We start from the raw sequence: 13,158 nt of genomic DNA on the forward strand, positions 1-13,158 counted from the left end.
TGTTTAAATATTGTATTCTATGTGATTATTTATGGTAACTTTGTGCAATGTGACTGTTTATGGTTTCTTTTTAAAAAGTGCGAAGTAATGGTCTCTTTGTTGCTCGCAAAGCGCGCAGTACACAATGTTGCATCTGTATAAAAATACAGGCAATCTACGTAATTACGGATAAGCACCCACCTTCAGCGAAACTCATTTTTAGAGGGGCTAATGGATAAAGTAACAAAGCGGGCAGCGGTGATCACCGGCGACATCGCTAACTCACAGCATTTAAGGGACGAGGATTTAAAGCACGTACTAAGCGTGCTCACCACAAACCTTGAAGCGCAAATCGCCATCTACCGCGGTGAATATGATGTATTTCGCGGTGACGCCTTTCAGGCTGTAATATCAACGCCCGAATATGCTATGCAGGCGGCGGTGTGCATTCGACTGGCCCTAAAAGCATGTACCCCTTCTACCGATGTTCGCATTAGCGTTGGTCTTGGCGAGGTAAACGTGACTAATGGGCAGGTAAAAACAGGAAGTGGGGACGCCTTTGTTCGCTCGGGCAGGGCACTGGATAGCCTGAAGTCGCAATATTTAGTATTCACTGGTGAAGATGAGGCTTTTAATAAGCATGCAGCGCTACTTACTGCATTTTTAGACAGTCATATTACGGCATTAACCCAAACTCAATCAGAAACCCTGCTTGCTTATATTTGTGCCAAAGACAAAGCCCATGAGCATATTGCGAATACCCTTGGCAAAACCCGTAGCAACATCACCCGTATTTTAAATGCCAGTGGATATCACTTGGTGAGTGAATACCTCAGTTACATGGCATCTGAAATTAGCGCGTGATGTTAGGTCTAGGAGATGTAGAATGGAAGCTATAAGTATGAAAGTGCTGAGCACAGGATTGCTGAGTATGGGAGAAATAGCAACAGATCAGCTAGGGTTACAACAGCTAGCGCTGTTAGTGGGGCTTTTGGTAACCCACGTGTTGGGAGACTTCTACTTTCAGCCTGCTAGCTGGGTAAAAAGTCGCAATACTCAACACCTGCTGTCTCCGGCATTGTACTTACACGCTTTACTTCACGGCGTGCTGGCATTTTTTGCTTTATTGATTTTGTCTTTATTTGCAACGCTTGCGATAAAGGAGACTGGCGCTGCAACAGTTCTATCTGCAACAAGTGAAACGGCAATAGAGCTTACACCCCTATTGTTTGTGGCTATTGGCGTAATGGTGACTCATCTTATCATTGACGCAGTTAAGTCTTACGCTAGCCCAACCACCTTTGCTTTTGTTATCGACCAAGCTGCGCACATCGCTGTTGCCATTATTTTATGGGCACTACTAACGCAGCAGCTTACGCCATTACTGCAGTATATTTACGCTATAAACTATCAACACCTTGTATTGCTGCTTGCATACCTCGTTATTTTAAGCCCTACCTCTATATTTATAAAACAGCTGCTATCGCCATGGACTAAAGAGCTCGAAGAGCTGACCAACCCAAAAAACACCAGCGAATTAGTGCAACTTCCTGTGCAGCACACGCTGGCCATGGCGGGGCAACGCATTGGGTATTTAGAGCGGTTGCTCATTCTTACTTTTGTGCTGATGAACCAGTTTGCTGCAATAGGTTTTTTAATTGCCGCGAAATCAATCTTTAGGTTCGGTGATTTAACAAAAAGCGAAGACAAAAAGCTTACCGAGTATGTGTTGCTAGGTACGCTGACCAGTGTAGTTATTACAATCGCTACGGGTCTTGTAGCGAAATGGTGTATTGGCAAGCTGTGACTTTATACGCTTATAAACCGCGCAACTAAAACGCTGTCTGATAGAAATAACTGGATATAATGACAGTGGTTATTTATTATGGCGATAGCCATAATGAAGCACTGGTAAACGAGTGTTCATGTGAGTATTTACCGGCAGTTACCGGCGTTTACAGATAGTTACTGGTAGTTACAACTAGTTACAGAGATAGTTTCAGATGCAGCCTCGCAGGCCGCTTTTACACAAAGCCTTCACATGTAGTCTAGCAAGCACAATCCACTCAAAATAATATGCTAAAACGAGCCGATGAAGTTATACATTGCCGAGAAACCCAGCTTAGGTAGAGCCATTGCAGAAGCACTGCCTAAACCTCAAAAAAAGCACCAAGGCTATATCGAAACAGCCGGTGGCGATGTAGTTACGTGGTGCGTGGGGCATATTCTCGAGCAGGCAGACCCCGATAGTTACGATGAAAAGTTCAAGAAATGGCAGCTAGCGCACCTACCTATTATCCCTAGCCAGTGGCAGCTAAAACCAAAATATAAAACAAAAAGTCAGCTGGCGATTATTCGTAAATTTGTTAAGCAGTGTAGCCAAATTATTCATGCTGGCGACCCAGATAGGGAAGGGCAACTTCTGGTTGATGAAGTTATCGATTACTTAAACGTACCATCGCAGAAGCGCGACAGTATGCAGCGCTTACTTATTAGTGATTTAAACCTACCCGCGGTTAAGCGCTCATTAAATCAGTTGCAACCTAATAAGCATTTTATCCCTCTTTCGGTGTCAGCATTGGCAAGAAGCCGCGCCGACTGGCTATACGGTATTAACCTAACGCGAGCCTATACCATTCAGGGGGGCAAAGTTGGTTATCAAGGAGTGCTGTCTGTTGGGCGAGTGCAAACGCCCATATTGGGGCTGGTGGTGAATAGAGATAAGGAAATTAACAATTTCGTATCGAAGCCTTTTTATGAGGTGTTGGCTCACATAAACACGCCTTCACAGCAACAGTTTACTGCAAAGTGGCAGCCGAGCGAGGCGTGTCAGGCTTATATGGATGATGAAGGGCGTGTACTTTCAAAGGGGTTAGCTGAAAATGTGGTAGGGAGGATAACGAATCAGCCTGCAACTATTGATGATATTAAAAAACAGCAAAAAAAGCTGAACGCCCCTTTACCTTACAACCTTTCAACGCTGCAAATTGATGCGGCTAAGCAATTTGGTATGAACGCCAAGCTGGTGCTTGATGTGTGTCAGTCTCTGTATGAAAAACACAAACTCATTACCTATCCTCGTTCAGACTGTCGGTATCTTCCTAACGAGCAATTCTCCTTGGCGAAGTCCATCGTAGCTATGCTTGCTAAAGCAGAGTTACCGCTTTCTAGTGCGGCTCAACAAGCAGATACCTCACTAAAGTCCAAAGCGTGGAATAATGCGAAAGTTAGCGCTCACCACGCTATTATTCCCACTGAAAAATCGCCTTTAGGGCTGTCCTTAAGCAATACAGAGCGAAACGTGTACGGGCTTATTGTTAGGCAGTACCTAGCCCAGTTTTATCCTGCCTTTATCTATCAACAAACCCACGTAGCACTAACCATTGCAGGTGGCAAATTTGCTACAACCGCCAATGTTACCGAGCAACTGGGGTGGAAGGTGCTCTTTGAAAGAATTAGTGAAAAAATCAGCGACAAAGGAAACGAAAAAAATAGCGAAAGAGGCGGAGAAAGCAAATCGAACTCTGATAGTTCATGGCAAAAAGACTCGCTGCCAGAACTAAACAAAACCGACAGCTTGCATTGTGAAAAAGGAGAGTTGCTAGAAAAGCAAACTCAACCTCCCAAACACTTTACCGACGCTACACTGCTTGCTGCCATGACGGGGATAAACCGCTTTGTTAAAGACCGAGCTTTAAAAGCAATATTAAAAGACACGGACGGTTTGGGTACCGAAGCTACGCGGGCCGGAATAATTGAACTGTTGTTTAAGCGTGGTTTTTTGAAGCGACAAGGCAAAATTATTAATGCCACACCCGCAGGAATTGGCTTAGTGGAAGCCCTTCCTGACATGTGTACAACACCCGATATGACGGCTAAATGGGAGTCAACGTTAAACAGCATTGCCGAGCAACAGACAAACTATAAAAGTTTTATGCAGCCACTGGAAAAAGCGTTACACGAGCTCATTGGTATTGCATCAAGCACTTTGCCCGCATCACTGAAAGGCATCAAGGCAACGGTGAAGCCTGGGTTTAAAAAGCGCCGAAAACCGACGAGACACGCTTAATATTAAAGGGTGTCCGTCTCTGTTCAACGTTATTTTTCCGAAAGCTCTTTTGCAACGCTAATAGCTCCCTGACTTACCTCTTCAATAATGCTTTTTGTTTCAGTTATTCCGCTTTTACTCTCTAATGCTTGCTGCTGTATGGTTCTCATTTGAGCCGTGGCTTCGCCGTTGAGTCGCTCGTTCTCTTTAACAAGACTTTCAATTTCTATTGTCGACTTGCTCGTTCTTGCTGCAAGAGAGCGAACTTCATCAGCGACTACTGCAAATCCACGACCGTGCTCTCCCGCTCTTGCTGCTTCAATTGCAGCGTTGAGTGCAAGCAAGTTTGTCTGGTCGGCTATGCTGTCTATCGTTGTAACAATAGAAGAAATTTGTTTAGACTGTGCCAGCAGTTGGCCTAATAACGCTGATGCATTTTCGACACTTTCAGAAATTAACTCTGCCTGTTTAACCGCGCCATCTAACACCTGCTTTCCTCGGCTTGCAATTTGCGCTGTCTCTTCTGATGTAGAGAGCACAACCTCTTGAATGGATTGCTCTCTTTCAACTCGCGACGTAACGTTACTCGCAAATTTGATGATTTTAAAAATCTTTCCAGACTCATCATAAATAGGGTTATAGGTAGCCTCCAGCCAAACTATTTTTCCATGTTTATCAACTCGCTTATAAAGATCTTGCTTGAAATCTCCATTTGCGAGCTCTTTCCAAAAGTGAGGGTGGGCTTGGTAAAATTCGTCATCGCAAAAAATACGGTGGTGTTTACCTACTATTTCATCTCTAGTGTATCCCACAGCAGAGAGAAAATTGTCATTTGCGACTTGAATGTTACCATCCGGTGTAAACTCTATTATCGCCAGTGAACGGGCAAGTGCTAATTGAATATTTTCTAATGCGCTCTGCAATTGCTTAGATTCAGTCACGTCGTGCGCTAGTTTTATAACTTTTATGACTTCGCCATTCTCGGTAATCGGAATGTAGGTTGCCTCTAGCCATAACCGTCTGCCTGCTTTATCGATTCTTGGAAAAGTGCCGTCGAAAGACTCGCCGCGCTCGAGTCTTTCCCAGAAGCATTTGTACTCAGCTGATGCCTTATAGTGCTCATCACAAAACATTCTGTGATGTTTGCCCCTTATATCCGCGGCCTTATAACCAACAACGGCTGTAAATAGGGAGTTTGCGTCGATTATCACGCCCTGTGCGTCAAACTCTATCCATGCTACATGTTCTTTTATGTTTTTAACTATGATATCCGATAGCAAGCTAGGTGTGGTTGCAGCCTCTAACGCTACTTCTATTTTTTCATTATTTTTTGCAAAAAAATCAAACACAGTAAATCCTTAAATATTCAAAAGTGTGATTTCGCGTTCATAGTCACAAACTGCTATTAAAGTGTGAAACGTGAGTGTTGCCTTGATGGGCACGAGGGTGCAAGAGTGAACAAATGTCTAATGCATAGTGATATAGAAGGTCTACACAAATATATTTGCTGTTTATCCCATGGCACCTGCTAAACGTAGTTCACTGTAAACTTTTCATCAAGGTGACTAGTCTATTGTTAGCATAGATACTGATTGATGAGGCAACCACCTTCAAAGAAGCGAGCAGTTTTCAAGACAGTTTCTTCAAACAACATATCTTTTAAAAAAGCAGACTTTACATATAGCTACAACTACAACAAGACTTTATCACTGCATCGTGCTACTACTATCTCAAACTTTCTACTTTACTTTTTTTGGGTAAATGAATAATGAAAAAGTCCCGAACTACAATAATAGGCGGCTTAGTCTCAGTCGTTCTTGTTCTTACCCTTGTTCTAACCATAGTGTTGTACGTGAATACGTTACTGAGTTTTGAAGACACCCAGCTACAGGTAGACAGTCCATTACCTAAAGCACCTCTTGATGAAGCTGCCGCGGTAGCGCGATTTGCTAAAGCGATTCAGTTTGAAACCATTTCATATGACGACCCTTCAAGACTAAACCCTCAGGCTTTTTTAGGGCTACATGAACACATACGCGCTAGTTTTCCCCTTGTTCATCAGCAGGCCGAACATTACACCGTTAACCAGTACAGCTTGGTTTATCATATAAAAGGCAGTAATTCCTCTCTTAAACCAGCACTGTTTATGGGGCATATGGATGTAGTGCCTGTAGATGACGGGACAGCAAATCAGTGGAAGCAGGCCCCCTTTAGTGGCGCGATTGTAGACAATGTGGTGTGGGGAAGAGGCACCATTGACGACAAAGTGACAGTAATGGCTTTGCTTGAGGCAATGGAAACCCGCCTAAGAGAGGGTTTTTCTCCCCAGCGAAGTATTTATTTTGCCTTTGGTCACGATGAAGAAATAGGTGGCAAACAGGGCGCCGCAAAGATTGCAGAGCATTTTGAACAACAAGGCCTTAGTTTTGAGTTTGTGCTTGATGAGGGCGGTGCAATTACTCAAGGGTTGATGAAAGGCGTCGAACAGCCGGTTGCCATGGTTGGCGTTGCAGAAAAAGGGTTTGTTAACCTGCGACTTACTGTTGCCTCAGAAGGCGGGCATTCTTCTCAGCCCCCTAACCATACCGCTGCAGGCGTGTTAAGTCAGGCCATTGTGAATATAGAAAATAGCCAGTTTGATACTAATCTAAGCTACAGCTACAACACCTTTTCTCACGTAGCCGCTTATGCGCCGCTGTCTTTGCAGTTGCCCATGGCAAATTTATGGTTGTTCTCGCCCATTGTAGAGCAGTCAATGCTGTCAGTGCCTAGCAGCGCCGCTGGTATTCGTACTACCATTGCAGCCACTATGCTGGAAGGCAGCAGCAAATCGAACATACTTCCTACAATAGCCAGTGCAGTGGTGAACGTGCGTATTCTGCCCGGTGATAGCATAGCCAGCGTGAAGCAGCACATTGTTGAAGCAATTGACGACCCTAGAGTAAGCGTTGAGACCTTTATGGAAAACGAACCATCACAGTTATCCCCACTTAATAGCACAGGCTACAAACTCATTGAATCTAGTATTCGTCGCATGGATGATAATGTGTTGGTTGCGCCATATCTGGTGATGGGAGGCACGGATGCAAAGCACTTTTACGGCTTATCTGACAACGTATATCGATTTATGATGGTTAGACTAGACAAAGAAAGCTTGAAGCGATTCCACGGTGTAAATGAGCAACTGGCGGTAAATGACTACCTGCAAGCGGTGAGTTATTTTTATAGCTTGCTAGCAGGCGCTGGTGAAGCATCAGTAGAAAACTAGAATACCAAAAGCGTTCCCGCGCTTCTCTCTATTATAATTATGAAAAGGACTATCTGCCTCATTTAAAGGGCTATGATGACGTTAAAAGCACCGTCGTTCACCCTTAAAATGTGGTTATCAAGTGTATTAACAACCGCCATTGCGACCACTCTATTTAAGGTAGACATCCAACGTGCTAAGAATTCTAGTGAGTGATTCGTCGTCTAAACAAAAAATCACTCGCATACTGAACGATGAAATCGTGATCAAAAACTGTACTTCCATTGCCAAGCTATGCTGCCATGGTAGACCATCAAAACTGGCTTTATCTGGCTGAAACAATAACGGCATGTTCAAGTTTGTAGTGAGTTTTAGTTGTTCAGAAAGCCCAGATAAGCAGGCGCCCGCCAAGATATTGGAAAGCTCTAAGATAATTTCTTGTGTATCTTCTTCGCTCAGTGGCTGCTCGTAATCCATCAAAGCTCCAATTTCTGAAAGACCAGAATACGATATGATCGATATAACTTCCCCGTGAATATCCCGCATAAAAGATTGACGAGTATAGGAAAGATCACCGGTTTCAAAGAGCAGGTCATAAAGCTGATTTGGCGTTACTGCGGAAATTTCGGGAATTGAAATGTCAATGCGAGTGTCTAGCATAAGAGCGAGTGAGTTTGCAGCCTGACCCATTGATATATTGAGCAATTCCTGCAACACATCTCGTTGTTCTTCGTTTAGCTGTGAAGATGTCGTCATAGATAGCCAAGCTCTGATAACACCGCCGTTAAGTCTTCTTTCTTTAGCGGCTTTCGAAGAAAGAATTTTGCGCCTAACTCTTTAACCACTCTCTGCTTTTCAGGTTGAAAGTCGGCGCTTATCACCACCACATTCGGCATTTTTTCAAGGGCTTGTAGCCGTTCGAGCACATCGATGCCATCGAGTTTCGGCATAGTCAAATCAAGTAATACAAGGCTATAGGTATTATCTGCAAGTAAACTAACGGCCTCTTGTCCGTTGGTAACTTCAGTTACGGCAAAGTCTACCTCTAGCGGTAACGAGCGAACCACATTCCGCCTTGCCAATTTAGAGTCATCGGCAATGAGTACAGATAACGACATATAAATCCTCCGTGGGTAGGAAAGTGCTCAATTTGTATACATAGGTGCATTAAGCATAATTTATTTTATGCGTTAGCCTCGATAATATGACAGATATGACATTTGAGTATATTAAACTTTTAGTTAATATTAACGACTATTTTCATTTATCCTAACGCTAACCATGCTGCATCGCTTGATATTAGACAAACGCTGCCTTTAAATTAGACCGTAATTTTTAAATGCGCAATTTAACGGCCTTTGAATTGAACTTCTCAGAGTTCAACGGTCATTAAATCAACTGCTGCGGTGGGCGCCCTCTTAAAGCTTTCAATGTATGACTCTGCAAGGTCTATGTGTACTTTTTGCTTTTAAAAAACCAATAAACTTGCGTGATCGAATTTGCCTACGCTGGGTACGATACGGGTCTTATGAAAATGCGTGGGAAACAGCCTGCGTAAACTGAAATACGTTGTTCTTTAATTTACACATTAATAATACTTGAGTAAATTGGTAGGCTATTTACCTGAGTGATTCACTTGGGTATTATTGGCGTCTATATCAACGAGCATATTCGTACATAAAAGCGGTGTATCAGCGAGTTGAAAAAGTAGTTAGTGAAAGCCTTTTTTGCATACCATTATTGCTATTAGGTTCTAGACATTGTCAGTCATATATTGGGGAGAAAATGCGAAACTTAACGTCAGAAACAGTTACCCATGTCCACCATTGGAATGAATCACTCTTTTCTATAAGGACTACCCGTAGCCCAAGCTATACCTTTGAAAATGGGCAATTCGTTATGCTGGGTTTGGAAGTTGATAATAAACCGCTCATGCGTGCTTACAGCATCGCAAGTGCCAATTATGAAGAAGAGCTGGAATTCTTCAGTATAAAAGTACCTGATGGAGCCCTTACTTCTCGACTGAAAGATATAAAAGTAGGGGAGCAACTGCTACTGTCAACAAGACCCGCGGGTACCCTTGTAGCTGACTTTTTAATTGAAGGGAAAAACCTCTATCTTTTAGCAACAGGCACCGGACTTGCGCCCTTTATGTCCATCATCAAGGATCCTGATATTTACGAGCGTTATGACAAGATCATTCTTGTGCATAGTGTGCGTTTCAAAAGCGAGCTGGCATATCAAGAGCAAATTCGCAATGAGCTTCCTACCAATGAGTACTTCGGCGACCTTGTATCAGAGAAACTGTTGTATTTCCCTATTGTAACCCGAGAGCCGTTTAAAGATGACATTCACCAGCGCAGATTAACCGAACTACTAAAAAGTGGTGAATTATGCGCTCACTTCAACCTTCCAGCGCTTAATATTGAAGAAGATCGGTTTATGCTGTGTGGTAATCAGTCTATGTTAGATGACACTATGGAGATACTTTCCAGTCTTGGATTCAAAAAAGCGACATCAAGAGAGAAAGGACACTTTGTTATTGAGCACGCCTTTTTAGAGTAAGAACTTGCTTTTGAGCATCTGTTGTTACTTCTGTCGTTTAATGATGTCCCTACCTGACGTCCTTAATCGACAGGCCTAATCAGTAACATGTGGTCATCTATCGTAACCAATTTGTGGTCAGGCGACGACATAGGCATACTGGTTATTCAACAACAATAACGAGGAACGTCCATGAGAGCCGCTACCACAGCTTTTTCACTTCTTGCCACTCTGGCATTTAGCCCATTCACTTTGGCCCAAGCGCCTATATCGATCTCCGCTGAGCTTGAGCAAAAAGTGATTGAGTGGCGTCGAGACCTTCATCAACATCCCGAGCTAAGTAATCGAGAGTTTAGAACGTCAAAAGTAATTGCCGAGCATCTTAATGCGTTAGGTATGAAGGTAGAAACTGGCGTTGCCCATACAGGGGTCGTTGGGGTGTTAGAAGGTGGGCAGCCTGGCCCTGTCATTGCAATGCGCGCTGATATGGACGCACTGCCTGTAGTAGAAAAAGCCGACGTTCCGTTTAAATCTGAAGCTAAATCTGAATACCGAGGCAAAGAAGTAGGGGTAATGCATGCCTGTGGCCACGATTTACACATGTCAATGCTGATGGGAGCTGCAGAAAAACTCGCTAGTATGAAAGATCAGCTTAAAGGCACTGTTGTATTTATCTTCCAACCCGCCGAAGAAGGCGCACCTAAAGGTGAGGAAGGCGGCGCAGAGCTGATGCTAAAAGAGGGGCTTTTTAAACGTTACCAACCCGAAGCGGTTTTTGGTATACACGTATGGTCAGCAGGTACTGCCGGACATATTGGTTATCGAGAAGGACCATTAATGGCATCGTCAGACCGTTTTGAAATAACCGTTAAAGGCAAGCAAACTCATGGCTCTAGACCTTGGGGCGGCGTAGATCCTATTGTCGCGGCTGGTCAGATTATTGGCAGTACTCAGACGGTGATAAGTCGCCAGGTTAATATTACCAAGGCGCCTGCCGTAGTGAGTTTTGGTATTGTAGACGGAGGAATTCGCAACAACATTATTCCTGATGAGGTTTACTTAGAGGGCACTATCCGCAATTTCGATATGGATAATCGCGCTCAAATATTTGAAAAGCTAACCACCACCGCCGAAATGACAGCGAAAGCCACAGGCGCTGAGGCGCACGTGCACATTGATGAAGGTTACCCGGTTACCATTAACAATGTTGAACTTACTCGACAGATGCTGCCCACCATGGAGCGTGTAGCGGGAAAAGATAAGGTGCATGTGAACGACCTTGTTACCGGCGCAGAAGACTTTTCTTTCTTTGCTCTTGACGTCCCAGGCTTATTTGTATTTTTAGGTGTTACGCCTGAAGGGCAGGATGCCAAGTCAGCACCCAGTAACCACTCGCCTTATTTTTATGCTGATGAAGCGTCGCTTAAAGTGGGTACCGAGCTTTATGTAAATTGGGCGCTAGACTACAGCGAGTTATAAAACGGTATTGTTGGTAACGCGGGCGTGGCCCGCGTTTGTGTTGTATTTTAAAGACAATTAGAGATTTTCTACTACACTTTTATCAGGCAAAGGTAAATTGCTCATCTATACGATTTAGCGAATCATAAGGATGTAGAATGGCTTTGAATGAGAAAGGCGTAAATACATTAGTTACAAATAACGTGTCTGCCGAGGCTCGTTTTCTTAAGCTCATTAGTGCGTTACCTAAAGTATCGGTTCAAGGCTATGACAAAGAACGGCGTGTTATTTACTGGAATACGTCTAGCGAAGATATCTATGGTTACACACAAGAAGAGGTGCTTGGAAGGCGTCTTGAAGATCTTATTATCCCAGCACCGATGCGAGATGAAGTCGTATCTGTTCATGAGAAATGGCTGTTAGAAGGCGTTCCTATCCCCAGCGGTGAACTTGCGCTTCAACGCAAAAGCGGCGAGACCGTTCATGTATTCTCATCCCACGTTATGCTCAGCGAACACACCGATTCACCAGAAATGTATTGTGTTGATATTGATTTAAGCGAACAGCACGCCATACGGCGCGAGCTAGCAAAACTGGCCACCACCGACTTACTCACAGGTCTTCCTAACAGACGCCATCTTGAAATGGCATTAACAGAACGAGTCGACAACGCCGAGCGTAATTCATCGTCAATGGCAGTCTTTTTTATCGATCTGGATATGTTTAAAGACATTAACGATACCCTAGGTCATACGTGGGGCGATAAGCTGCTACGATCCTTTGCCGATAGACTCAAAGAATGTGTAGGTGAAGCGTCGTTTTTGGCCCGTTTTGGTGGTGATGAATTTGTTGTGCTAACGGATAATATCGACGACAGTCAGTCTTTAGAGAAGTTGGCTTCAGAGATTGTTGACTGTTGTAAAGAAAGCTTTTCTCTCGGGACAGAAAACGTGTTTGTCACGTCCAGTGTTGGTGTGTGCCTTTTCCCCACTGACGGCAACGAGGTTGATACATTGCTTAAAAATGCTGATGCGGCTATGTATGAGGCAAAAGAGCGGGGAAGAAATCGCTATAGCATATTCAGTAATGACTTAAGTGTACTACTGCATCAACAAAGAAATATTGCATCTCGATTGAGAGCATCTGTGAAGAACGGTGAGTTTACGTTGCTTTATCAGCCACAGGTAGACCTTAGAAGTGGCAATATCACTTCCTGTGAGGCATTGCTTCGCTGGACCCCCGAGGTTACTGAGCACAGCGTGACGCCAGATATTTTTATCCCTATTGCCGAGCGCACAGACTTAATTATCGCTATTGGCTCTTGGGTGATGGAAAAAGCCTGTGAACAAGCACGGGCATGGCGCAACATGGGGATTGATATTTGTATTCACATTAACGTATCTGGCAGAGAGTTAGAGCAAGGTGATTTTTTTGAACGCCTTGCTCGATGCCGAGAAAAGCATGCTTTACCTCCCGAAGCCATTGGACTTGAGCTAACTGAAAATATGCTAATAAAATCAGATGAACAAGTACTACTAGGCTTACAAAAGCAGCGAGCAATGGGCGTAGAGGTGTCTATCGACGATTTCGGAACGGGGTATTCATCGTTAAGCTACTTAAAACGATTTCCAGTAAGCCACTTAAAAATTGATCGCAGTTTTCTTGAAAACGCGCCCGAGAGTGATTACGACGGTGCATTGATGGAGGCTATCGTACATTTGGGGCACAAACTCAATCTTAAAATAGTGGTCGAGGGCATAGAAACGCAAACTCAACTTAACTACTGCCAGCGCCTCGGCGTGGAATGCGCTCAGGGTTACCTTTTTGCCAAACCGCTCACGGCTTCTGTTATTGAAAAGCGGCTAGCGTGTCAACAATAGCT

General features: G+C 43.9%; 10 protein-coding genes. 7 read left to right on the plus strand and 3 right to left on the minus strand.

Going from position 1 to position 13,158, the window contains the following annotated elements:
* Positions 1 to 210: 210 nt before the first annotated feature.
* The 3 genes from ACOJR9_RS07650 to ACOJR9_RS07660 all read left to right on the plus strand — a co-directional run bounded on the left by ACOJR9_RS07650 (position 211) and on the right by ACOJR9_RS07660 (position 4,048).
* On the plus strand, positions 211 to 843 hold the full coding sequence (locus ACOJR9_RS07650) for a hypothetical protein (protein ID WP_420935702.1): 633 nt from the start codon (positions 211 to 213) through the stop codon (positions 841 to 843).
* 22 nt (positions 844 to 865) lie between these two features.
* Positions 866 to 1,786 (plus strand): DUF3307 domain-containing protein, encoded by a 921-nt coding sequence (locus tag ACOJR9_RS07655; protein WP_420935703.1) that lies wholly within the window; start codon positions 866 to 868, stop codon positions 1,784 to 1,786.
* Positions 1,787 to 2,071: 285 nt separating this feature from the next.
* Positions 2,072 to 4,048 carry a DNA topoisomerase III gene (locus tag ACOJR9_RS07660; RefSeq protein WP_420935704.1) on the plus strand — a complete coding sequence of 659 codons (1,977 nt, stop codon included), beginning with the start codon at positions 2,072 to 2,074 and terminating at the stop codon, positions 4,046 to 4,048.
* A gap of 29 nt (positions 4,049 to 4,077) precedes the next feature.
* On the opposite strand, the gene ACOJR9_RS07665 is transcribed toward ACOJR9_RS07660, so the two are convergent.
* Positions 4,078 to 5,376 carry a PAS domain-containing methyl-accepting chemotaxis protein gene (locus tag ACOJR9_RS07665; protein WP_420935705.1) on the minus strand — a complete coding sequence of 433 codons (1,299 nt, stop codon included), beginning with the start codon at positions 5,374 to 5,376 and terminating at the stop codon, positions 4,078 to 4,080.
* 419 nt (positions 5,377 to 5,795) lie between these two features.
* Between ACOJR9_RS07665 and ACOJR9_RS07670 the strand changes: the two genes are divergently transcribed.
* On the plus strand, positions 5,796 to 7,295 hold the full coding sequence (locus tag ACOJR9_RS07670) for a M20 family peptidase (RefSeq protein WP_420935706.1): 1,500 nt from the start codon (positions 5,796 to 5,798) through the stop codon (positions 7,293 to 7,295).
* 150 nt (positions 7,296 to 7,445) lie between these two features.
* Here the strand turns inward: ACOJR9_RS07670 and ACOJR9_RS07675 are convergent, their stop codons facing one another.
* Together ACOJR9_RS07675 and ACOJR9_RS07680 are read right to left on the minus strand one after the other, a co-directional pair.
* Complete coding sequence (locus ACOJR9_RS07675) at positions 7,446 to 8,030, minus strand: chemotaxis protein CheC (RefSeq protein ID WP_420935707.1); 585 nt, start codon at positions 8,028 to 8,030, stop codon at positions 7,446 to 7,448.
* Complete coding sequence (locus ACOJR9_RS07680; RefSeq protein WP_420935708.1) at positions 8,027 to 8,392, minus strand: response regulator; 366 nt, start codon at positions 8,390 to 8,392, stop codon at positions 8,027 to 8,029. The genes ACOJR9_RS07675 and ACOJR9_RS07680 overlap by 4 nt, the downstream gene beginning before the upstream one ends.
* A 667-nt stretch (positions 8,393 to 9,059) precedes the next feature.
* Between ACOJR9_RS07680 and ACOJR9_RS07685 the strand changes: the two genes are divergently transcribed.
* The 3 genes from ACOJR9_RS07685 (at position 9,060) to ACOJR9_RS07695 (ending at position 13,156) form a co-directional block, all read left to right on the plus strand.
* Positions 9,060 to 9,839: a ferredoxin--NADP reductase gene (locus tag ACOJR9_RS07685; protein ID WP_420935709.1), complete on the plus strand. Its 780-nt coding sequence runs from the start codon at positions 9,060 to 9,062 to the stop codon at positions 9,837 to 9,839.
* A gap of 171 nt (positions 9,840 to 10,010) precedes the next feature.
* Positions 10,011 to 11,297, plus strand: coding sequence for an amidohydrolase (locus tag ACOJR9_RS07690; RefSeq protein ID WP_420935710.1), 1,287 nt, complete (start codon positions 10,011 to 10,013; stop codon positions 11,295 to 11,297).
* 137 nt (positions 11,298 to 11,434) lie between these two features.
* A complete protein-coding gene (locus ACOJR9_RS07695) occupies positions 11,435 to 13,156 on the plus strand; it encodes a putative bifunctional diguanylate cyclase/phosphodiesterase (RefSeq protein ID WP_420935711.1) in 1,722 nt (573 codons plus the stop codon).
* Positions 13,157 to 13,158 lie beyond the last annotated feature (2 nt).

The organism is Alteromonas ulvae (assembly GCF_048987005.1).
GTDB lineage: Bacteria > Pseudomonadota > Gammaproteobacteria > Enterobacterales > Alteromonadaceae > Alteromonas.

Bases quoted from the DNA above. Each gene is read 5' to 3' on its own strand.
- ACOJR9_RS07650 (WP_420935702.1), top strand. From the start codon at position 211: ATGGATAAAGTAACAAAGCGGGCAGCGGTGATCACCGGCGACATCGCT.
- ACOJR9_RS07655 (WP_420935703.1), top strand. From the start codon at position 866: ATGGAAGCTATAAGTATGAAAGTGCTGAGCACAGGATTGCTGAGTATG.
- ACOJR9_RS07660 (WP_420935704.1), top strand. From the start codon at position 2,072: ATGAAGTTATACATTGCCGAGAAACCCAGCTTAGGTAGAGCCATTGCA.
- ACOJR9_RS07670 (WP_420935706.1), top strand. From the start codon at position 5,796: ATGAAAAAGTCCCGAACTACAATAATAGGCGGCTTAGTCTCAGTCGTT.
- ACOJR9_RS07675 (WP_420935707.1), bottom strand. From the start codon at position 8,030: ATGACGACATCTTCACAGCTAAACGAAGAACAACGAGATGTGTTGCAG.
- ACOJR9_RS07680 (WP_420935708.1), bottom strand. From the start codon at position 8,392: ATGTCGTTATCTGTACTCATTGCCGATGACTCTAAATTGGCAAGGCGG.
- ACOJR9_RS07685 (WP_420935709.1), top strand. From the start codon at position 9,060: ATGCGAAACTTAACGTCAGAAACAGTTACCCATGTCCACCATTGGAAT.
- ACOJR9_RS07690 (WP_420935710.1), top strand. From the start codon at position 10,011: ATGAGAGCCGCTACCACAGCTTTTTCACTTCTTGCCACTCTGGCATTT.
- ACOJR9_RS07695 (WP_420935711.1), top strand. From the start codon at position 11,435: ATGGCTTTGAATGAGAAAGGCGTAAATACATTAGTTACAAATAACGTG.